Annotated in this window: 16 protein-coding genes and 2 tRNA genes; 6 read left to right on the top strand and 12 right to left on the bottom strand. The window is 71.3% G+C overall.

All coding sequences use genetic code 11. The features are described 5' to 3' along the window. Positions 1-16: 16 nt before the first annotated feature. From AC3EN4_RS15165 to AC3EN4_RS15120, 10 genes are all read right to left on the bottom strand, one after another. A complete protein-coding gene (locus tag AC3EN4_RS15165) occupies positions 17-667 on the bottom strand; it encodes a TOPRIM nucleotidyl transferase/hydrolase domain-containing protein (RefSeq protein WP_435206472.1) in 651 nt (216 codons plus the stop codon). 85 nt (positions 668-752) lie between these two features. Further along, positions 753-1,724: an acetylxylan esterase gene (locus tag AC3EN4_RS15160; protein WP_435206471.1), complete on the bottom strand. Its 972-nt coding sequence runs from the start codon at positions 1,722-1,724 to the stop codon at positions 753-755. Between the two features lie 42 nt (positions 1,725-1,766). After that, entirely contained in the window at positions 1,767-2,912 is a 1,146-nt protein-coding gene (gene dgoD / locus AC3EN4_RS15155) for a galactonate dehydratase (RefSeq protein ID WP_435206470.1), read from the bottom strand. Then, entirely contained in the window at positions 2,909-4,174 is a 1,266-nt protein-coding gene (locus AC3EN4_RS15150) for an enolase C-terminal domain-like protein (RefSeq protein WP_435206469.1), read from the bottom strand. The genes dgoD and AC3EN4_RS15150 overlap by 4 nt, the downstream gene beginning before the upstream one ends. Before the next feature lie 55 nt (positions 4,175-4,229). Next, a complete protein-coding gene (locus AC3EN4_RS15145; RefSeq protein ID WP_435206468.1) occupies positions 4,230-6,449 on the bottom strand; it encodes an FAD-dependent oxidoreductase in 2,220 nt (739 codons plus the stop codon). Positions 6,450-6,470: 21 nt separating this feature from the next. Further along, on the bottom strand, positions 6,471-7,310 hold the full coding sequence (locus tag AC3EN4_RS15140; protein ID WP_435206467.1) for a carbohydrate ABC transporter permease: 840 nt from the start codon (positions 7,308-7,310) through the stop codon (positions 6,471-6,473). Continuing rightward, positions 7,307-8,254, bottom strand: a complete 948-nt coding sequence (locus AC3EN4_RS15135; RefSeq protein ID WP_435206466.1) for a carbohydrate ABC transporter permease — start codon at positions 8,252-8,254, stop codon at positions 7,307-7,309. The genes AC3EN4_RS15140 and AC3EN4_RS15135 overlap by 4 nt, the downstream gene beginning before the upstream one ends. Positions 8,255-8,260: 6 nt before the next feature. Further along, the gene (locus tag AC3EN4_RS15130) at positions 8,261-9,571 is read right to left on the bottom strand and encodes an ABC transporter substrate-binding protein (RefSeq protein ID WP_435206465.1); all 1,311 of its coding nucleotides are present in this window, start codon (positions 9,569-9,571) and stop codon (positions 8,261-8,263) included. Then, positions 9,568-10,464 carry an NAD-dependent epimerase/dehydratase family protein gene (locus AC3EN4_RS15125; RefSeq protein ID WP_435206464.1) on the bottom strand — a complete coding sequence of 299 codons (897 nt, stop codon included), beginning with the start codon at positions 10,462-10,464 and terminating at the stop codon, positions 9,568-9,570. The genes AC3EN4_RS15130 and AC3EN4_RS15125 overlap by 4 nt, the downstream gene beginning before the upstream one ends. Continuing rightward, positions 10,461-13,664 (bottom strand): sugar-binding protein, encoded by a 3,204-nt coding sequence (locus tag AC3EN4_RS15120; protein WP_435206463.1) that lies wholly within the window; start codon positions 13,662-13,664, stop codon positions 10,461-10,463. Before AC3EN4_RS15120 ends, AC3EN4_RS15125 begins: the two co-directional genes overlap by 4 nt. 340 nt (positions 13,665-14,004) lie before the next feature. Here AC3EN4_RS15120 and AC3EN4_RS15115 point away from each other — a divergent pair, with 340 nt between their 5' ends. Next, a complete protein-coding gene (locus tag AC3EN4_RS15115; RefSeq protein ID WP_435206462.1) occupies positions 14,005-14,706 on the top strand; it encodes an IclR family transcriptional regulator in 702 nt (233 codons plus the stop codon). Between the two features lie 80 nt (positions 14,707-14,786). On the opposite strand, the gene AC3EN4_RS15110 is transcribed toward AC3EN4_RS15115, so the two are convergent. Both AC3EN4_RS15110 and AC3EN4_RS15105 read right to left on the bottom strand, forming a co-directional pair. Continuing rightward, positions 14,787-14,861: transfer RNA gene (locus AC3EN4_RS15110), tRNA-Val, on the bottom strand. Between the two features lie 47 nt (positions 14,862-14,908). Further along, positions 14,909-14,981 (bottom strand) — tRNA-Gly (locus AC3EN4_RS15105). 149 nt (positions 14,982-15,130) lie between these two features. Between AC3EN4_RS15105 and AC3EN4_RS15100 the strand changes: the two genes are divergently transcribed. The 5 genes from AC3EN4_RS15100 (at position 15,131) to AC3EN4_RS15080 (ending at position 21,131) form a co-directional block, all read left to right on the top strand. Beyond that, the gene (locus AC3EN4_RS15100) at positions 15,131-15,403 is read left to right on the top strand and encodes a DUF6458 family protein (RefSeq protein WP_007457129.1); all 273 of its coding nucleotides are present in this window, start codon (positions 15,131-15,133) and stop codon (positions 15,401-15,403) included. A gap of 99 nt (positions 15,404-15,502) precedes the next feature. Beyond that, positions 15,503-16,237: a GNAT family N-acetyltransferase gene (locus tag AC3EN4_RS15095; protein ID WP_435206461.1), complete on the top strand. Its 735-nt coding sequence runs from the start codon at positions 15,503-15,505 to the stop codon at positions 16,235-16,237. A gap of 76 nt (positions 16,238-16,313) precedes the next feature. Continuing rightward, a complete protein-coding gene (locus AC3EN4_RS15090) occupies positions 16,314-17,246 on the top strand; it encodes an ABC transporter ATP-binding protein (protein ID WP_435206460.1) in 933 nt (310 codons plus the stop codon). Further along, the gene (locus tag AC3EN4_RS15085; protein ID WP_435206459.1) at positions 17,243-17,950 is read left to right on the top strand and encodes an ABC transporter ATP-binding protein; all 708 of its coding nucleotides are present in this window, start codon (positions 17,243-17,245) and stop codon (positions 17,948-17,950) included. The genes AC3EN4_RS15090 and AC3EN4_RS15085 overlap by 4 nt, the downstream gene beginning before the upstream one ends. A 7-nt stretch (positions 17,951-17,957) precedes the next feature. Continuing rightward, the gene (locus AC3EN4_RS15080) at positions 17,958-21,131 is read left to right on the top strand and encodes an FtsX-like permease family protein (RefSeq protein ID WP_435206458.1); all 3,174 of its coding nucleotides are present in this window, start codon (positions 17,958-17,960) and stop codon (positions 21,129-21,131) included. Positions 21,132-21,134 lie beyond the last annotated feature (3 nt).

Here is a 21,134-nt window from a genome sequence, read left to right as displayed (position 1 = left end):
CGGGGCCAGCGGTGGATCAGCCGGCGAGCAGTCGGTCCAGCGGGCGGGGCACGCGGTCCGGGTCGAGCGCCCGCACCAGCGCCTCGGCGTAGCGGGCCTTGCGCCCACTCATCGTGCCCAGGAATCGGCGCAGTTGCCGTCCGACCGACCGTTCACGTTGGGCCGGCTGGTTCTGGAAGACCCGCCAGCGGGTCAGGTCCCCCTGTTCCGCGATGACCCGCCGCACGCCGTCGCTGCCCAGCGCACGGATCAGCTCGTCCTCCAGGTCGGTCACGCACACACCGAACCCGAGCGCCTCCAGCGCCGGTCGGTCCAGGGCGGCACCGAAGCCCGCCTGCTCCAGGCCACGGCGGAAGAAGCCCTCCTCGGCCTCGTCGCACAGCCCCCGTACCGGCACGTCGAGCCCCTGCGCCCCGAACAGACGGAGGTACCGGCCGACGCTCATCGCACCGCCGAGCGGCACCACGCAGACCCCCTCACCGGCGAGATCGCGGTGCCGTCGTTCCGCGAGTGCCTCCACCGCGCGCTGGTCGCTGACCCCTTCGACGAGGACGACGGCACGCAGGCCGGCCGCCGCCTCCCGGGCCGTGTCGGCGGCCGTCGCGGCCTCCGGACCGCCGGCCGCCCACAGGTGTACGGCGGCGCGAAAGCGGTCCGGCTCGGGCACGGGACCGAGTCTCGCAACGGTTGGTCCACCCCGCCACCGGATTCTCGGCGTCGAATGACCTCAGCACCTCGACGCCGCCGCCCGCTCACCCGGTGAGCGGCTTGGCGGCGAACCTCAGCTTCTCGATCTCGTGAAACGCCTGGCCCCCCTCGTGGCCGTTGAACGGGTAGACGCGGATCTGCTTCGGTCCGGCGTAGTGGTTGTACGAGGCGTACACGGTCGAGGGCGGGCAGGCCTGGTCCATCAGCCCGACGGAGTACAGCGCCGCGGCGCTGGCCCGCTTGGCGTGGTTGACCGTGTCGAAGTAGGAGAGCGTTCGCATCACCCGGTCCCGTTCGTCACGGCGGACCTTGAGATAGCCGGCGATCTCGGCGTACGGCGAGGCGTCGGTGATGGTCAGCGCACGGGGAAAGTCGGCCAGGAACGGAACGTCGGGCATGACGGCCACCAGACCCGACGCGAGGCCGGCCACGGCGGTGGCGATTCCGCCGCCCTGGCTGGTCCCGGTGACAGCCACTCTGCTCGGGTCCACCTCGGACATCTCTCGTACGGCGTCGACGGCACGGACCCCGTCGGTGAAGACCCGGCGGTAGTAGTAGGTTTCCGCACTGGCGATGCCTCGGGTGGTGAAGCCCGCGATCGCGGGGTCACCAGTGGGGTCGGGATCGGGTGTGTCCCCTCTGGGGCCCTTGGCGCCCTGACCTCGGGTGTCCATGATGAGGTGGGCATATCCGGCCATGGCCCACAGCGGCCTCTCGTGCGGCAGGCCGCGGCCTCCGCCGTATCCGACGTACTCCACCACGGCGGGCAGTGGACCGGTGCGGGTGACGGGCAGATGCAGCCAGGCCTTGACCGGGTTGCCGTCGTAGCCGGCGAAGGTGACGTCAAGGGTGTCGATCAGTGCGAGGCCGTTGTCGACCGGCGTGACGGTGAGATTCAGCTGATGAGCGCGCGCATCCTTGAGTGTCGCGGTCCAGAAGCTGTCGAAGTCCTCCGGCTCCGAGACGTCGGGCCGGTAGCTGCGCAGCAGGTCTTCGGGCAGGTCGAACAGTGCCATGGCATCTCCACGGTTGCGGGTGGTCGGAAGTCGGGTGGGTCGTCACCACTCGGTGAACGCGCCGTCCGGGCCGCGCCAGACGGGGGAACGGAACCGGTGGCCGCGTGCCGCCGCTTCGCGCACCGCCTTCTCGTCGACGTCGATGCCGAGGCCGGGTGCGCCGAGTCGCTCCACGTGCCCGTCGCGCAACCGCAGGACGTCGGCGTCGACGAGATAGTTCAGGCCGTCCTGGCCGTTGTTGTAGTGGATGCCGAGGGCCTGTTCCTGAATGAGGAAGTTGGGTGTGGCGAGGTCGATCTGCAGGCACGCGGCCAGCGCGATGGGACCGAGTGGGCAGTGCGGGGCCAGGACGGCGTCGTACATCTCGGCGACGGCGGCGATGCGCCGGACCTCGGAGACGCCTCCGGCGTGCGAGAGGTCAGGTTGGACGACGGCCACGCCGGCGTCCAGGACGTCCCGGAACTCGCGCCGGGTGTAGAGCCGCTCGCCGGTGGCGATCGGCAGTGCGGTCGCCGTGACGATCCGGGCGATGTCGCTGGAATACTCCGGCCGCAGCGGTTCCTCGACGAACAGCGGCACGTACGGCTCAAGCAGTGGCAGGAGGCGACGGCTGGCGGCGATCGAGGCCCGGCCGTGCAGGTCGACCGCGACGTCGTTGTCGGGGCCGATCGCGTCGCGGACCTTGGCCACGAGATCGACGACGGATCTCACGCCCGCGGGGGTGTCCAGGAACGCCATCGGGCCGGACGGTGCGATCTTGACGGCGGTGTATCCGGCAGCGATCGCCGTGGCGGCGGCTTCGGCGACCTGTTCGGCGGTCTCGCCGTACGCCCAGCCGTACATCCGGACGCGGTCGCGTACCGGCCCGCCGAGCAGTTCGTGGACCGGCGCCCCGCGGACCTTTCCGGCGATGTCCCACAGCGCCTGGTCGATGCCGGCGACGGCGCTGGAGAGTACGGGGCCGCCGCGGTAGAAGCCACCGCGGGTGAGGACCTGCCAGTGGTCCTCGATGCGCAGCGGATCGCTGCCGATGAGCAGGTCGGACAGCTCACCGATGGCGGCCTGGACGGTCTCGGCGCGTCCTTCCACGACCGGTTCGCCCCAGCCGACGACACCGTCATCGGTGGTGATCTTCAGAAAGAGCCAGCGGGGCGCGACGAGGAAGGTCTCCAGACGGTCGATCTTCACGGGGCCACGATCCCGCCGTCGAGGTGCCGAACCTGGGCCGACCACCGTTCGTGGAGGTGTTCCACGGGCGGGTACTTGGCCGCCTCCGCCTCGTCGAGATCGATGCCCCAGCCGGGCGCGTCCGACGGATAGAGGAAACCGTTGCGGGGTGCGAGCGTGCCCGGGAACACCGCGTGGACCTCAGGTGCGTACTCGTGGCCCTCCTGGACGACGAACGCCGCACTGGTCACGTCGAGGGCGACGTTGGCCGCCGCGCCGACCGGGGACACGTCGGCCGGGGCGTGCCAGGCGGTGCCCACACCGTGGAGTTCGCACAGGGCGACGAGCTTGCGCGCCGGGCTCAGGCCGCCGATCGAGGAGATGTGCAGGCGCAGCAGATCGACGCCGCCGCCCGTCACGAGCCGGGCCGCGTCGGCCACCGACGCCACCTGTTCGCCGACGGCGATGGGCATGGGTGCGGCCGCGCGGACCTCGCTCAGCCGGTCGTAGAACTCCGGGGCGATCGGATCCTCCAGGAAGAACAATCGGTACTCCTCGAGCTGGCGGGCCAGTCCGACGGCCTGCTTGACGGTGAGCCGGGAATGGACGTCGTGCATCAGGTGCGGCTCGGGCCCGAGGGCCGCGCGGGCCTGCGCGAACAGGTCCGGAGTGTCGCGCAGGTAGCGGTGCACGTCCCACCCGCCGGGATGCGGCGTTCCGGGGTACCCGCCGGGCGTGGGCGGAGCGCCGTAGGTGCCGACACCGGGGCTGCCGACCTGGAGCCGGACGTGCCGGTAGCCCCGGGCGAGCAGGGCGCGGGCCTGCTCCAGGGTGGCGTCGACGGTGGCCCCGCCGGCGTGCAGGTACGTGTCGGCCGCCGCCCGGACCCGCCCGCCGAGCAACTCGTAGACGGGCATGCCGGCTCGTTTACCGGCGATGTCCCACAGCGCCTGGTCGACGCCGGACAGGGCGTTGTTGGTGACCGGGCCGCTGCGCCAGTACGACGAGAAGTGGACCATGCGGAAGATGTCCTCGATGTCGGCCGGATGGCGGCCGACGAGCAGCGGCGCGACATGACGATCGACGGTGGCGGCGACCGCGTGGAACCGCTGGGTGAACGTCGCGCAGCCGAGCCCGTACAGGCCGGGATCGTTGGTGTCGACCCGGACGACGACGAGCGGCACGCCCTCCGGGGCGGTGACGATCGACCGGACGCCGGTGATGCGCAGCCGGTCACGGCCGGGCCAGGGTGCCTGCGTCTCCGGCATGGGATTGAGGGGCACGAACGTGGTCTCCTGTTCGAGGATCGTTGCGTGGATGGACGGCGGCGGCAGATCGTCAGGCGTAGGCCCGCACGGCGATCAGCTGGGCCGACCCGGTGCCGTTGGTGGCGGTGACGACAACCCTGATCCGGTCGGTCACGATCGGGGCCGCGAGACGGTGCGTACGGCGCCGCTGCCGGTTGTCGGCCACCGACACGAGCGGCTGCCAACCGGTCCCGACGGCGCGGGCCTCGATCCGGTAGTCGCGCACGAGCGTCGGCATGAGCGTGAACGGCATCCGGTGGTGGGGCAGATTGATCAGGTCCTCGTTGACGTCGTCGTTGGCGATGACCTCGACCCGGCTCACCGTCACCGGCTCCGCCCAGGTCAGCTGCAACCACGGCGCGCCGTCGGTGGCTAAGGGCCGCGACATCCACAGGTGCGGTCCGGCGAAGGGCCGCAGGTACCCGTCGACGACCTTGTCGGCGGAGTAGGCCGCCGTCGGACCGGTGCGCAGGCAGAAGGTCCGGCGGCGCAGGGCCGCGCTCTTCCACTCGAGCACCGGTTGCGGCTCCGTGCGGTCCGGCGGCGGCACGTGGGACAGGCAGAGGACGCCGGGGACGGTCGTGTCCGCGACGTGCAGGGCCACGGCGGGGTTGGCCCGTACCCGCAGGAAGGCGTTGCGCGCGGTCGGCGGCGTCCAGGCCAGCGGAAGGCGGACCCACTGCCGGGCGCCCGCGCCGACCGGGACCTGCACGGTGTCGATCAGCGTGTCCGGTACGTAGTTCTGCCCGAGGCCGGGGTCGTAGAGGTCCACCACGAGCGTGGTGGCCTCGGCCGCGTCGACGAGGAGTTCCGGGCCGGCCAGCGCGGGATCGACCGGCAGCACGATGCCGGCGTCGGCGGTCAGCGGCCACTGCCCACCCGGTCCGGTCACGTCGATCCCGTCCAGCGTCGACGACGCCGTCACCAGCGCCGTGCGGGCCTGATCGGTGGGGTCGGCCGCGGCCACGCCGATGAGGGACGCGTCGGAGCGCAGGAGGGTCTGCTGCAGGTGACCCGCGTCGAGTTCGCGGGGGGCCACCTGCCGGTCGAGGCACAGGGCAGCGGCGGTTCCCGCCGCCTGGCCCAGCGTCGCGCAGGTGGCCATCACCCGGGTCGACCCGAACGCGATGTGGCTGGCCGAGACGTTACGCCCGGCGAACAGCAGGTTCGTGGTGTTCACCGAGTACAGGCAGCGGTAGGGGATGGGGTAGACGCCGTCCGGGTGCAGGTGTTTGGAGGCGGCCTCCGTCGCGTACATGCCCTGCGGCGGATGCATGTCGATGGACCACCCGCCGAAGGCGATCTGGTCGGGGAACTCCCGCTGGCCCATGATGTCGTTCTGGGTCAGTACGTAGTCGCCGATGAACCTGCGGTACTCCCGCTTGCCGGGGACGGCCCCGACCCATTCCAGGGTCATCGTGTCCGCGTCGAACCGGCCCGAGTTCTTGATGTGGTCCCAGATGCCGTAGATGACCGACCACAGCTCGTCCCGGATGACGTCGTTGTCGTGGACGGTGTCCAGCTCCCCGCCGTACTCGATCCACCAGTACGCGGTGCCGTTGTCACCGGCCCGGATGATGCGTCGCTGCGGGATGCTGGTCTGCGTGATGTCCTTGGCGAACGACGGCGCCACGTAGGTGACCGGCTCACCGGCGTCCTTGGTGTAGAAGAGCAAGGTGCTGCCGAGGGTGATGTCATCGGCCTCGACGGGTGCCCAGGGTTCGTCGTACTCGCTGCGGGCCTCGCGGCCGATGCGGTACTCGGCGCCGGCCAGGTGTCCGACCAGTCCGTCGCCCGTGCAGTCGAGGAAGATCGGCGCCGAGAAGTGGATGAGCCGTTCCGAGCCCATCATCCAACCGGTGACGGTGTGGATCCGCCGCGCCTCGGGCGGCCCGTCCGCCTCGACGTCCCGGACGTCGGTGTTGAGATACAGGGAGATGTTCGCTTCCGCCCGTACGGCGTCGAGCACGACCGTGTCCCACACGTACGGATTGCCCTGCGGGTTGCGGTACTGGTTCTCCACGAACAGCTCACCCATGATCCCGCCTTCGCGGGCGTAATGGTTGTCGCCGTGGCTCGTGGCCCCGACCACCCAGACCCGCACCTCGCTGCTGGAGTTGCCGCCCAGCACCGGCCGGTTGTTGATCAGCGCGACCGTCCGGCCGAGGCGGGCGGCGGCGATGGCTGCGCACACACCCGCCAGACCACCGCCCACCACCACGATGTCGTGCTCGGCGTGTTCAACACGCATGGTGATGAGCCTCCGTCGGTGTCACTTGAGCCCCGTGCGGCTCAGTGCGGACAGGAACTGGCGCTGGAACACGAGGAACACGATGATCATCGGTACGACCGAGGAGGTGGCCGCGGCCATCGACAGCCCACCGGCGAGGCCGCCGTCGCCGTCGACGAAACGGGTCAGGCCGACGGGAAGCGTGTAGTTCTCGTCGGTGGAGAGCATGATCAGCGGCGTCTCGTAGCTGTTCCAGGACCAGACGAAGCCAAGAATCGCCAGTGCGGCGAGGACGGGCTTCGCCATCGGGAGGTAGATGCGCCAGTAGATCGACCATTCGCCGGCACCGTCGATACGTGCGGCCTCGGCCAATTCCCCGGGTACGGCGGAGAAGTGCTGACGCATCAGGAAGGTGCCGAAGACGGTGAACATGCTCGGCAGGATCAGCGCCCACAAAGTGTCGTACAGGCCGACGGCCTGGAAGAACATGAACCGGGGCACGAGCAGCAACTGGGTCGGCACGATCGAGGTCGCGATGTAGAGCAGGAAGAGGCGGTCGCGACCTTTGAACCGCATGCGGGCGAAGGCGTACCCGGCCAGGGAGGACGTGAACAGCTCGCCGGCGACGGCGACGGTCGCCACGATCAGGGAATTGGCGAAGTAACGCAGCAGGGGTGGGTCGCCGGCCCACACGTCGGCGTAGTTGACCCACCGAACCGGGTCGGGAATCCACGTCACCGGAAGCGTGAACACGTCGATGTTGCGTTTGAGCGAAGCCGAGATCATCCACAGCAGCGGGAGGGCGAAGAGCACGGCGATCGCCCACATGACGAGGCTCAGCAACCAGGTGCGCAGGGTCCGGTCTGTACGGCTGCGGGTCATGTGTAGAGCCCTCGTCCCTTCTGGAACCGCCACAGCACCAGCGTCAGCAGCAGTACCGCGGCGAACGTGACGACGCCGATCGCTGCGGCGTAGCCGAACTTGTAGGCCTGGAATCCGGACTGGTACATGTAGTAGGCCAGCACGGTGGTGGACTCCCCCGGGCCGCCGCCGGTCAGGAAGGCGATCAACCCGAACCCCTGTGACGTGCCGATGAACGACGTGATCGCCAGGAAGACGGTGGTCGGCATGAGACTCGGCCACGTGATGGTGCGGAACCGACGCCACGCGCCGGCGCCGTCGATCATCGCCGCCTCGTGCAGGTCCTGGGGCAGCTCCTGAAGAGCGGCCAGGTAGATCACCGCTTGGTAGCCCATGCCGGCCCACACCTGGATAAGCACGAGCGCCGGCAGAGCCCAGTCCTCGGACACCAGCCAGGTCGGCGGCTCGGACAGACCCAGGAACCGCAGGGCCTGGTTGAGCAGCCCGGCGCTGGGGTTGAGCACGAGCAGCCAGACCATACCGATGGCGACCGTGTTGACCATGCTGGGTACGAAGAACACGACCCGCAGCGCGGCCCGGCCGACCAGCGGCCGGTTGAGGGCCAGCGCGAGCAGCAGGCCGAACGCGATCGACAGCGGAACGCCGAGGCCGGCGAAGAACACCGTGCGGCCCAGGGCTTTCCAGAACTTGGGGTCGGCGAACAGCTCCGCGAAGTTGTCCAGGCCCACCCACTCGATCCCGCCAAGGCCGGACAGCACGTTCCAGCGGGTGAACGCGATGCCCAGCCCGGCCAGCATCGGACCGAGGGTGAAGGCGATCAGTCCGATGAGATTGGGAGCGATGAACAACCACGGCAACCAGGAACGGACCCCGGCGGGCCGGCGCTTCTTCTCCCGTACGACGGGCGGTACCGGTGACCGGGCCGACCCAACCAGAGTCTGCATGTGTCTCTAGGCCGCCTTTTTGATCGCGGCGTCGCACTGTTCCTTGGCGGTCCGGGCCCATTGGTCGATGCTGATGTTCCCGAGCAGGACCCGCTGGTTGAGCCCGTTCATGATCGTGGTGATCTCCGCGTGCGCCGTCTGGATGGCGTCCACGGGAATCCTCGCGTCCGAGGTCAGCAGGTTGGTGACCAGCGACTGCTCGTCGAACAGCTTTGCGGCGTCGGGGCCGCCCAGATCGCCGGCCAGTTTGGCGGTGTCGCCCCCGGGCAGCGACGGGAGCCGGCCGCCGGGCACCATGTGTGCCGCGCCTTCGCCGAGCCAGAACTGCAGGAGCGTGAAGGCGGCGTCCTGGTGCTTGGACTTTTTGGTGATGGCCACGTTGTCGCCGTACGCACCGGTGTTCCAGAACTGCGCGCCCTTCTGCGGCGCCGGCATCGGCAGCAGAACGGTCTTGAAGTCGTGCGGATACTCCTTGGTGTCCTTGATGTAGCGCATGACGAACGGCTGGGAGATCCACATCGCGACCTTCCCCGTGAGGAACGGGGTCTGGGCGAACGCGTCCCACTTCTGCGCGACGATCTCGGTCATCGGTACGGCGGACTTCTCGGCCATCATGTCCAGCCGGAGCTGGAAGTTCTCCCGGAACGCCGGGTGGTCGAAATTGGACTCGCGGCCGCCGGGCTTGTAGGTGAAGTCCGGGCCGAGCTGCTGGCGGGCAAGGTCCGGCGGGATGAGACACCCGTACACGCCGTTGCCGGAGAGCTGTTTCGCGATCGCGCGGAAGTCGGCGGTCGTCCAGTCCGTCGGGACGGTGACGCCGGCCTTGTCGAGCAGGCTCTTGTTCGCCAGCACCGTCTCCACGCTGCGGCTGGCCGGAGCGGAGTACGCCTTACCGTCGAAGAAGTAGTTGCTGGCCGGATTCGCCCCGGGGGCGAAGACCTTCAACACCGGGTCACCGGCGAGCCGGTCGGTGAGGTCGGTGAGCAGACCCGCCTCGACGCGTTTGGCCAGGGCCGAACGCGCGTACGACACGACCACGTCGATGTCGAGACCGCCCTGCAGCGCGGTGTCGAGCTTGAGGTTGCCCTGATCGTCGTTGACGAAACGGGTGTACTTGACCTTGATGTTCGGGTGCTTCGCGGTGAACGCGGCGAACAGGGCGTCGGGTCCGTTCTCCGCGGGGACTCCGCCCCAGACGTTGAGGGTCACCGTGCCGGCGTCACCGGAATCGTCCTTGCCGCAGGCCGCGAGGAGGGCGGCGGAACCCAGTCCGGCCGCGCCCGCGAGCAGGCGCCGGCGGCTGATCGTACGTGTCATGGCGTCACTTCCTGGTCTGAGGATGGTGGCTGTCCGGGTGGGGACAGTGGGTAGCGGTGCTCGGGGGTGAAGCCGAGCAACCGGGTGGCCCGACCGGTGTCGATGGCGACGTTCCGGCCGGTCAGTCGCGTCCGCCGGGGCACTCCCGGCAGGTGTTCGTCCAGCAGCGCCTCCGTGTCGGTGGCGCTCAGGGTGTCCGGGGCGGCGACGAACACCGGGTGAAATCCGGTCAGGGGGGCGGTGAGGGCCAGCAGACCGGCGCGGGCGGCGTCGCGGGTGTCCAGGTACGCCCACATCTCCTTGGCACCCCACGACGGGTGTTCGGCGTAGTAACCGGCGTAGGTGTCGAACTGGTCGTTGGGCCCGCCGAGCAGCGGCAGGCGCAGTGCGACGACGGTCATCCCGTGCCGGCGGGCCATCATGGCGCCGATCGCCTCGTCGGTCTGCTTCGACAGCGCGTACGGGTCGGCCACCTGCAGCGGCAGATCCTCGTCAATGGGCAGGTAGGCCGGTGTCTGCGGATGCGGCGACCAGGGCAGGCCGGTCACCGACAGGCTGCTGGCGATCACGGCCCGACGGACGCCCCGCTGAGCCGCCTCCTCCAGCACCGTGAACGTCGCCTGGGTGTTGGTGGTGAACACCTCGTGCGGTGTGCCGAGGGTGGGCGCGGGGATGGCCGCGCAGTGGAAGACGGCGTCGACCTCGGCGAGGGCGTCGCGTACCACGATGGGGTCCCCGGCGGATCCGGTCACCATCCGGTCCGCCCGGGTGTCGCCCGGGTCGTGCAGGTCGAGACCGGTGGTGGGGATGAGCTGGTCGGCGAGGAGCGTCAGGGCCGCCCGGCCCAGCCGTCCGGCCGCACCGGTGACCAGGATCCGCCGGGGCCCGCTCACGGCGCCATCACCTGCACCGGCCGGAACTCCGCGGTGTTCTTGGCCAGGACGATGCCGCCACCCCACTGGATCCAGCCGGCCCGGCCGATGCCGTCGTCGTCATCGTTGACCACGAAGGACAGGGCGACCGGCGCGGTGGGCGGACCGCTGAGCCCGAGTGCGGACCAGGGCACCGACACGCGGTAGGAGGTGGTGGTCCCGTTCCGGACGATCGCCGCCGTCGCGCCGGGCGTCGCCCCGGCCACTCCGCCGGCCGGTGGCGTGAAGGTGTACACGGCCGGACCGGTGCCCAGCAGCGCCGCGCCGATCTCGACGCGGGCGGTCGACCGCCCCGGAAGGTCGGGGCTGACCGCCAGTTGGATGGAGTCGCCGTCCCACATACTGCCGGCCGTCTTCGTCTGGGCGTGGACGTTGTCGGTCACGTCGGCCGTCAACCACAGGGCGTCCGCGGTGCGGGTGAGCTTGACCGTGCCCGACAGGTCCGACGTGCCGCCGTAGGGAACTCGCCGGTAGTCGACCGCGCCGTCGGCCGCCAGATTCACGGGTACGACCGTGTTCTGTCCGTCGGCCTCGATCGGGTTGAAGCCGACGGTCCCGCCGGCCCGGAACGCGCCCAGCTGTGTCGTGTCGACGCGCACCGACATGTCGTACGACTTCCACGGGGCGATCCCCGCGACCGGTATGTCGACCGAGGTGACGGAGTTCGGCGGTACCGGGGCGACGCTGCTCACCGTGCCGCTCTGGGTCCCCACCGTCCACGCGATCTGTGCGACGTTCAGCGCCGTCGCCGACTTGTTGTTGGTGATCTTCACCCGCAGCGACCCGCCGAGCGGCCCGACCGACGTCACGATCGGATCGACGGTCGCCACGACCGGATCGGTGATCATCGCGTCGTCGCGCAGCACCATCGACGCCGATCCGCCGGACCCGGCCCGCACGTGTACCGTTCGCGGGCCCTTCACCGTACTGCCGGGAACCGTGACGGTCTTCGTTCCCACCTGCCCGGCCGACGCGTACACCGCGTAGGTGCTGTCCTCGATGTGGAAGTTGGTCCACGTGCCTCCACCGCCGTGGGTCCGGTCCACCTTCAGCGTCACCGGGATGTCATCGCCGACCGCGACGGTGTCCGGAACCGAGACGGAGTAGACCTTCGGGTTGCTCACCGCCAGGGCCGTCGGCTTGCCCCGGGTGAAGACCGGGTGCTCGGTCAGGTCCAGCGTCACCTTGCCCTGTAGGGGTTCCAGGGTGTTCGACCGGCCGTAGGCGTTGGTGACCGTGACCGGCGTGGTGGTGCTCAGCTCCACCTGGGTCGGTGTGGTCGCCCACATCACCCGGACCGGCGTCTTGCCGGCCCCGCCGGCGAACTCGTACGAGTGGACACCCGAGCCCAGGTTGTCGGCGGCACGGAAATCCAGACCGGCGAGCTGGCGGATCAGCACCGACTGCGTGACCAGCGCCGGCTTCGGGGCGTAGGCGTTCATCCCCAGGTACCCGGGACGGCGCATCACGCCGAAGTTGTACTCCTGGTTCGACGCGGTCGTGCCGTCGTTGAGGAAGTCGTACCAGTAGTAGCGGCTGGCCCCGTTGGCCACGGCCAGGCTCGCCGTGCGGACCAGGTAGTCGCCCTGCTGGAGCTCCGTGACGCCGCCGCTGGTGTGGGTCGGGTATCCGTTCTCGGTGATGTCGATCGGCATGTCACGACCGTTGTTGTAGCGGCGGATCAGATCTTTGAACGTCGGGATCATGGTCACGCCGCGGACCTCCGGCGGTGCCGGGAAGCCGTAGAGGTGCGCGCTGAAGCGGTCCATGTACTGCAGGCCGCCGATCTGGAACAGCTCTTCCCACCACGCCGGTCCGCCGCCGGCCGGCGCGACGACCACGGCCTGCGGGTGGTCGGCCTTGACCTTGGCGTAGGTCGCCTGCAACAGAGGCAGGTAGCACTCCGGGGTACGACCGCACAGGCCGTTGTTGAAGCCCCCGTCGAACTCGTTGTACACCTCGATCTTGTTGGTGCCGGAGAGGGTGAGCATCGCCGAGGCGTAGGCGGCGAAAGCGGCGTGGCCCTCCGGCGTGCTCGGCGTCTTTCCGCCGTCGTAGAGCGGATTGGCGAACGCCGCGACCAGCAGAGGCTCCATGCCGTTGGCGGCCAGCCCGTTGAGGAACGGGGCGCCGTAGGTGGGCATGGTGTAGGTGCCGGCGGTCTTCTCCACGTGCTGCCAGGAAAGGGCGTCGCGGACGTGGGTGTAACCGACCTTCGCCATCGTGGGAATGAGACTGGCCGGGTCGCTCTGGGAGAAGTGGGTCCCGACTCCCCACGGCGCCCCGGATCTGCGGGCGTCGGCGGGAAGCGCGTCCAGCAGCGCCACCGGCGTGTACCTGGTGACCGGGAGTCCACCCACCTCGGCCGTCACGCCGAGGGTGTAGTAGCCGGGCTTGACCGTGGCGAGGTTGACCGTCGCCGTGCCACCGGACACCGCGGCCGTGCCGCTGGCCGCCGGCACCCCCTGCTCGTCGGCGACCGCCCAGCTCACGCTGGCCGCGCTGGAGGTCACCGGGATGGTCCGCGGCTCGGATCCGCTGAAGACCAGGTTCGTCGCGGTGATGCGCACCGCCTCGGCGGTGCTGAAGCTGACCGAGACGTCGGAGACGCACAGGTCCGTCGCCGACCGCCCGAGCCGGCTGTCCCAGGAGGCGATGCGGAAGTCGGCGCCGGACGGCAGATCGCCCTTGAACTCGGCGTCGGGCAACTGGAAGACGTACGAGCGCCAGACGTTGCCGCCGGTGAGCGGGACGGCGTCGGCGGCCCGGTTCTGGCCCGTACCGTCGTACTGGATGGTGAAGTGTCCGGGGCCGGCGTCGAAGTAGCTGACCTTCACGAACGCGTAGCCGGTGGTGGCCGGCTGCCGGGCGGCGTCGACCCGGAAGTACAGGAAGTCGTTGGTGATCGGCGTCTGGGTGGTGGTCCAGCAGGGGCGGCCGCCCCGCTCGGTGGCCGCCGCGGAGATCTGGCCGGAGGCATCGCCGGGGTTGCCGGCCATGCCGTTCCACTGTGGAGGAGCAGAAAGCACCGCGGAGGCCGCGGCGGCGTCGGCGAACGCGGGAGACGCGTTGCCGATCACGGGTAGTCCGATGAGGACGGCCAGTCCGGCCGCGACGTGCATCCGCCACCTGCGGCGGTGCACGTTCGAGGGTCGTGTCACGTTCGTCACCTCTCGGCTCAGCCACGGTCCGCTCGTTGGCGCGTCGTCGTCTCGTGACGTGGGTGCGTGGTGAGCCGACCGGCTCGCCACGGTTCGCAGCAAGTGGTGCCTTTCCGTCCATCGCGGCAGCCCGCCGGACCCACCCCGTGATGTCAGGAACCGACCGGGGCAGCAGTCATCGCGCCTGCTGGAGCAGGGTCAACTGCGGCGACCAGGCGGGATCGTTGGTCAAGTGCGGCGAGCGTAATGGTGCAGTAATAGCACCGTCAAGACACGTCGAGGAAACCCGAGCGACACGAGCCCGTAGCGCTACGCAACGAAGTGATGCTATAAATGCAACATGCTGCCGTCTCAGCCGAACAAATCGCTCCAGGACGGGCTCGACTGCCTGCAGTTGCTGGCCAGCTCGGCTGAGTCCCTCGGTTCACGCGAGGTCGCGCGACGGCTCGGGCTGGAACCCTCCCGTGCAAACCGGCTGCTCAAGACCCTCGCGCACATCCGGCTGATCGAACAGGACGAGCGGCGCCGCTATCGTCCCGGCCCGGGAATCCACGCCCTGGCCGCGCAGAGCCTCTTCGGGTCCGGCCTGATCCGCCGCGCGCTCGGACCGCTCGGCGAGCTGCACACCCACGGTCACACCGTGGCCATGGGTGTGCTCTGGCGCGACCAGATGTCGTACCTGTACCACGCCGACCCGGGCATGGACACCAGCACGGCCCTCGGCCGGATCGGCCTCTTCCCGGTCACCCGATCCGGGCTCGGGATGGCCCTGCTGGCCTCCCAGGACGACGAGAACGTCCGCGACACGTGGGCGACCAGCGGGAACGAGACCCCGATCGAGCAGGTCCTCACCGATCTTGCGGAGATCCGCGAAGCCGGGTTCGCCCTGCGCGCCGGTAAAACCGAACGCACCGTCGCCGTCACCGTCGGCTCGGCACCGTACGCCGCGATCGGCATGTCCGGCCGCTTTCCCGACGCGCACATCCCGGAACTCGTCAGCGCGCTGCGGCACGCGGCGGGGAAGATCGAGAAGAAGGGCTGAGGCGCACCGCCTCCGGGGAGCAGAAACAAGGAACCCGTTACCGGAGGTCCGGCAACGGGTCACTGACCTGCTCGTAGATGTGGTGGGCGATACTGGGTTTGAACCAGTGACCTCTTCCGTGTCAAGGAAGCGCGCTCCCACTGCGCCAATCGCCCGTGGTGGCCGCTCGACCCGGGAACCAGGCCCGTCGAGACGGATCGCGAGCGGACGACGGGATTCGAACCCGCGACCCTCACCTTGGCAAGGTGATGCGCTACCAGCTGCGCTACGTCCGCACGTCCCCGACTACCGCCGGCGACGGAGCAGACTCTACCCGATGCCAAGATCGGCCGGCGCGGCACCCTCGGGCGACCGCGATTGCGCTGCTCGACGACGGGGTACTGAGGAACCTCGACAGCGCACCACACCCCCTAAGGAGGCTGTCGTGGGTATCGGCACCAGCATCTTCCTGATCGCGCTCGGCGCGATTCTCACCTTCGCCCTCGACGCCAGCGTCGGCGGCATCAACCTCGACGTGGTCGGTTGGATCCTGATGGGCGCCGGCGTCCTCGGTCTGATCATGACCACGCTGATCTGGGGTCGCCGCCGCCAGGCGGTCCCCGTCGCCACCGAGCAGCCGGTGGAGTACCGCCGGGTCGAGGAGCCGGTCGAGTACCGCCGGGTCGAGGAGCGGCGGGACATCGCCCCGCCGCTGTGACGCGCTCGGATGGACGGGCCGGCGATCTCCTGGAAGGATGCCGGCCCGTCCTGTTTGCGCTGGTGAGGGCACAGACGAGCCCGCGTTACCATCCAGCCCATGGAGTCCCTGGACACGGTGCTGGCCGCCCACCGGTCGTACCTGCTCGGTTGGAACATCGGCGCGGACGGTGACCCGAGCCTGCCGACCTACCGCAGTGAGGTGCCGCACGCCACCCTCAACGGTGTGCTGCGGGTGGCCGGGCCCGCGCCCGGCGAGGCGCTGGCGGAGGCCCGGCGACGGCTGCGGGGCGTACCCCGAATCTGGTGGGTCGGACCGGACAGCGACGCCGGCACCGCCGACGGCCTGGTCGCCCTCGGGGCGACCGAGGTCGCCCGCATGCCGGTCATGACGATGGCGCTCGACACGGCAGCCGAGGCTCCGACGCCCGCCGGCCTGCACATCGCCGAGACCGACGACCTGGACGCCTTCGTCGCGGCCTACGCCCGGGTGTCCGGCATCCCGCCGGCGGGTGTCCCGGCGACGGTCGAACGGGAGAAGGCGTTCGATGGCGACGGCACGGTGATCCGGCTGGCCGGTCGCCGCGCCGACGGCCGGATCGTCGGCACCGCCGTCGCCTGGCTCAGCCACGGTCTGGTCACGCTCTACTTCGTGGGTACGCAGCCCGAGCAGCGCCGACAGGGCATCGGCGCGGCCATCACCCGGGCCGCGCTCGACCTGGCCCGTGAGCGGGGCGCCCACACGGCCGCCCTCACCTCCTCCCCCATGGCCGAGGCGATCTACCGCCGGCTCGGCTTCCGGCCGGTGGGCGAGTTCCGGCTGCTGACCTTCTGACCGCTCAGTCGGTCCGAGCCAGAAAAGCCGCCCGGGGGCATGGTCAACGAGGCCGCCGGTTGCGAGACTGCTGGGAATGTCCACCACCCCGCTGTCCCTGCCGCAGCAATCCGCGCGGGCGCCCGAGTTCGGCCGGGACGCGCTCATCGTCTGCGAGAACCTGGTACGGATCTACCAGACCGGTTCGATCGAGGTGCAGGCACTTCAAGGGCTGGACCTGGCGGTGGAGAGCGGCGAGTTGGTCGCCGTCGTCGGCGCCTCCGGGTCGGGCAAGTCGACGCTGCTCTCCATCCTGGCCGGCATCGACGCCCCGACGGCCGGGCGGGTCCGGGTCGACAGGTGGAACCTGCTGTCGATGTCCCGCGCGGACCGGGTGGACTACCGCCGGCACACCGTCGGGTTCGTCCGCCAGCAGACGGCGAGCAACCTGATCCCGTACCTGACCGCACGGGAGATGGTGGACCTGCCGATGACGGCGGCCCGGACCGCGAAGAAGGAGCGGCGGGAGCGCACGGCCGAACTGCTGGACAGCCTCGGCGTCGCCGACTGCGCCGATCGACGGCCCGGGCAACTCTCCGGCGGGCAGCAGATGCGGGTGGCGATCGCGGTGGCGCTGGCCAACCAGCCCCGGGTCCTGCTCGCCGACGAGCCGACCGGCGAGTTGGACGCGGCCACCTCCGCCGAGGTCTTCGGGGTGCTGCGGGACGTCAACCGGCGGTACGGCGTCACCATCGTCGTGGTCACCCACGACCCGGAGGTCAGCGGCCAGGTCGAGCGGACCGTCGCGATCCGGGACGGTCGCACCAGCAGCGAGGTGCTGCGCCGTGCCACCACCGACGCGGAGGGCGACACCCACATGATCGCGGAGGAGTACGCCGTGATGGACCGGGCCGGACGGGTCCAGGTGCCCCGCGAGTTCCGCGAGGCGCTGGCGCTGACCCGCCGGGTCCGACTGGCCCTGGAACCCGACCACATCACGATCCGCTCCGACTCGCGCAGCGGCGAATGAGCGCGCCACTGCTGCGCGTGCGGGACGTGCACCGCAGCTTCCGCACCGGCCCGGCCGTCGTGCACGCCCTGCGCGGCGTGTCGTTCGAGGTCGCCGCCGGCTCCATGGTGGCGCTCGTCGGCCGGTCCGGCTCGGGCAAGACCACCCTGCTCAACGTGATCGGCGGCCTGGACCGCCCGGACGGCGGGACCGTGCACGTCGACGGCACCGACGTCACCGCGCTCGACGAGGACGGCCTGTCCCGGCTGCGGCGCGAGAAGGTGTCGTACGTCTTCCAGAGCTTCGGGCTGATCCCGGTGCTGTCGGCCGCCGAGAACGTCGCCGCGCCGCTGCGGCTGGCCCGCGTCGCCCCGGCCGAGCGCGAGCAGCGGGTCGAGTTGCTGCTGGACCTCGTCGGCCTGGCCGACCACGCCCAGCAGCGGCCGACCGAACTGTCCGGCGGCCAGCAGCAGCGGGTGGCGATCGCCCGCGCGCTGGCCGCCTCGCCCCGGTTACTGCTCGCCGACGAACCCACCGGCCAACTGGACGCCGAGACGGGCCTGTCGGTGATGGCACTGCTGCGCGGGGTGGCGGAGTCCGAAGGCGTCACCGTCCTGGTGTCGACACACGACGCGGTGATGATGGCCCTGGCCGACCGGGTGATCCGCATCCACGACGGACACCTCGACGAACAGCCGACCGAGCCGGTGCGGGACGTCGGGTGACGCGACGATGCTGAGGCTCGTACGCCGACGTGCCCGCGCGCAGTGGCCGTTGCTGGCCGCCCTGCTCGGGGTCGTCACGGTCGGCGCGACCCTGCTGGGAACCTGCACCCTGCTGGTCACCCGCAGCGCCGAGCGGGCGCTGGAGGTGGCACTGGCCCGCGCCGAACCCGCCGCCGTCGACGCGACCGTCTACGCCGGCACCGTCGAGGGCCCCGACACGTCGTCCGTCGTCACCGACACCCGCGCCGGCCTGACCTCCGCGCTCGCGCCGTTCCCGGTGACCACCACCGCGCGGGCGTCGACGGTGCTGCGGGCCCTGCCGCCGAAGCTCGCCCCGGGCACCACGGTCGGCGCCCAGACGTACCTGTCCGGCCTCGACGACCTGCCGACCCGGACCGAGCTGGTCACCGGACACTGGCCGGAGCGCCCCGGCGACGCGGTGCTCCTGGAATCCACCGCCCAACTGCTCGGCCTCACCCCCGGTAGCCGGGTACGCCTCGGCGCCGAGCTGGCCCACCCGCCCGTCCCGGCCATCGACGTGACCGTCGTCGGTGTCGTACGCCCGCTGGCCGGGCGCGGTTGGGACCGCGACCCGCTGGCCGCGGCCGGGTCCGCCACCGGCTACCGGGACGGTCGCTACATGCAGCCGGTCAACGCGTACGGCCCGTTCCTCGTCGACCTCGCCGACCTGGTCACCACCGGCGCCACCGTGGACCGTCTGGAGGTCACCGCCCACCCGGACCTGACCCACGCCAGTCGCCGGGACCTGGACACCGTGGCCGGGGGCATCCGCGACGCGGACCGCCGGTTGGCAGGCACCCTCGGCGACCGCGTCCAGGCGGCCCGGGTCGCCACCGACCTGTCGCTGACCCTGCGATCGGCCGACGAACAACGGCACGTGACCGCCGCCGTCGTGCTCGCGATCGCCGTCCTCGGCGGTGTCCTGGCCGCGACGGCGCTCGTCCTCGCCGGCCGCCTGACCGCCGGCATCCGCGCCGACGAGACCGCCCTGCGGTCCGCGCTGGGCGCCAGCCGTCGACAACTCGCCGGCACCGCGACACTCGAGGCCGGGCTCGTCGCCGCCGTCGCCGTCGCCGTCGCGATACCGGCCTCGTCGGCCCTGCACGCCGCGCTGACCCACCTGCCGCCGCTGGACGACGCCGGCCTGACCGTCCGGCCGACCATCACCGGCACCCAGGTCCTCGCGGTCGCCGGGGCCGCGCTGGTGCTCGCCACCGTCCTCACCGTCCTGGCGATCCGTCCGGCCCCGGCGGCCGGCGAGCGGCGCACCCGCCGCGAGCTACTGGCCCGATCCGGCGTCGACCTGCTGCTCGCGGCGTTCGCCGCGGTCGGGTGGTGGCAGTTGTACGCGCAGCCCACCACCGCGAGCCCACGCGCCGACGCGGTCCGGGTGCTCGCTCCGGCGCTGCTGCTCACCGCCGGTGCCGCGCTGGCGCTCCGGGTGGTACTGCCCGCCCTGCGCGCCGCCGACCGACTGGCGTACCGCGCCCGTGGGCTGGCGCTTCCGCTGGCCGTCGCCGAGAGCGCCCGCCGACCCCAGGCGGTCGCCGCAGGTCTGCTCGTCGGGCTGGCCTGCGCGGCCGGAACCTTCGGCCTGGCCTTCGACACCACCTGGCACCAGTCGCAACGCGACCAGGCAGCGCTCGCCGTCGGCACCGACCTGGCGCTCACCCTCGGCACGTCGCCCGTCACCGGCGAGGGCGCGGTCGTCAGCGCGGCCACCGCGGGGGCGGTGAGTCCGGTCCTCGACCGTGGCACCGCCGTCGGTCAGTGGCTCGGGACGTCCGGCGAAGCGCCGCGCCTGGTCGCCGTCGACACCACCCGTGCCGACGCGCTGCTGCGCGGGCGGCTGGACGGTGACCGCGGCTGGGCGGACGTGGGCACCGCACTGGCCCCACGCACCCGGGTCACCGGCCTCGACGTGCCGGCCAATGCCCCGCTCGTGCTCAGCGGCACCGCGGCCGGCGACGTCCCGCTAGCCGTGACGCCCCGGCTGCTGCTGCAGGACGGCACCGGCCTGCGTACGTCCTGCACCGGTCCCGCCGTACCGCTCGACGGCCGGGAGGTGCGACTGCCCGCCTGCGCGACGGCCGACGGGCTGCGCCTCGTCGCGGTCGCCCTGCCGATCACCGCCGACACCGACGACGAACCCGTGGCCGCCGCCGGGCCGGTGGCCGTGGCCGTGACGCTCACCGTGCCGGCGGCGCCGTCCACCGACGGATCGGACTGGACCGCCACCTCCGCGCCGCCGGTGCCGACCAAGCTGAGCGACCTGGATGTCCGGTTGTCCGCCACGCCGACCGGGACCGCGCTGCGGATGGCCGCGAACGTCGAACTCGGCGGTGCCGACGACGCCGCCCGGACCCTGGTCGCCAGCGCCTTCCCGGACCCCGGTCCGGTGCCGGTCGCCGTCTCCGAGCGCTTCGCCGGCGAGGTCGGTGTGCACCGCGGCAGCGAGCTCAGCGTCACGGTCGGCACCACGCCCGTCCCGATCGTCGTCACCCAGGTCGTGCCGGCCGTACCCTCCGCACCCGGGGCCGTCGCCGTCCTGGCCGACCTGGACGTGCTGTCCCGGGCGCGGGTCGTCACCGGGGACCTGACGTTCCCGGTCGACGCCTGGTGGGTCGGCCACCCGGCCGGTCCCGACGCCGCCGAGCGGGCCGCCGACCTGCACCTGGGCAGCATCACGACCCGCGAGGCGGAGACCACCCGCCTCGTCGGCGGCCCGCTGCGCGCCGCCCTGCCCGGCGCGCTCCGGCTCGTCGTACCGGCCGCGGCCCTGCTGCTGCTCGCCGGTGTCGTCCTGCACGTCACGTGCGACCTCCAGCTCCGCGCCGTCGAGGTGGCCCGGCTGCGCGGCCTCGGGATGTCCCGGCGCGACATCCGGGCGGTGCTGCTCGGCCAACACGTCGGCGTTCTGCTGCCGCTGCTCGCGGCGGGTGCGGCCGTCGGCGCGCTCGCCACCCTTCTCGTCGCTCCCCTGCTCGTACGCTCCGACACCGGCGCCGCGCCCGTCCCCGCCGCCCAGCCCCACTGGCCGTGGCCGGCCGAGGCCGCACTGCTCGCGGTACTGCTGGCCGGGTGTCTGCTGGCGGTCACCATCGTGGTCGGCATCCAGGCCCGCCGGGCCGACGCCGCGCACCTGCGGGTGGCGCCGTGACGC

Source organism: Micromonospora sp. bgisy143, from assembly GCF_057708145.1.
The sequence above is the reverse complement of the archived record's forward strand: the minus strand, read 5'-3'. Positions and strand labels throughout refer to the sequence as shown.

What these genes read in the sequence shown, in the direction of transcription:
- AC3EN4_RS15160 (WP_435206471.1), bottom strand. Translation starts at nt 1,724, where the DNA reads ATGGCACTGTTCGACCTGCCCGAAGACCTGCTGCGCAGCTACCGGCCC.
- AC3EN4_RS15145 (WP_435206468.1), bottom strand. Translation starts at nt 6,449, where the DNA reads ATGCGTGTTGAACACGCCGAGCACGACATCGTGGTGGTGGGCGGTGGT.
- AC3EN4_RS15140 (WP_435206467.1), bottom strand. Translation starts at nt 7,310, where the DNA reads ATGACCCGCAGCCGTACAGACCGGACCCTGCGCACCTGGTTGCTGAGC.
- AC3EN4_RS15135 (WP_435206466.1), bottom strand. Translation starts at nt 8,254, where the DNA reads ATGCAGACTCTGGTTGGGTCGGCCCGGTCACCGGTACCGCCCGTCGTA.
- AC3EN4_RS15130 (WP_435206465.1), bottom strand. Translation starts at nt 9,571, where the DNA reads ATGACACGTACGATCAGCCGCCGGCGCCTGCTCGCGGGCGCGGCCGGA.
- AC3EN4_RS15115 (WP_435206462.1), top strand. Translation starts at nt 14,005, where the DNA reads ATGCTGCCGTCTCAGCCGAACAAATCGCTCCAGGACGGGCTCGACTGC.
- AC3EN4_RS15095 (WP_435206461.1), top strand. Translation starts at nt 15,503, where the DNA reads ATGGAGTCCCTGGACACGGTGCTGGCCGCCCACCGGTCGTACCTGCTC.
- AC3EN4_RS15090 (WP_435206460.1), top strand. Translation starts at nt 16,314, where the DNA reads ATGTCCACCACCCCGCTGTCCCTGCCGCAGCAATCCGCGCGGGCGCCC.
- AC3EN4_RS15085 (WP_435206459.1), top strand. Translation starts at nt 17,243, where the DNA reads ATGAGCGCGCCACTGCTGCGCGTGCGGGACGTGCACCGCAGCTTCCGC.
- AC3EN4_RS15080 (WP_435206458.1), top strand. Translation starts at nt 17,958, where the DNA reads ATGCTGAGGCTCGTACGCCGACGTGCCCGCGCGCAGTGGCCGTTGCTG.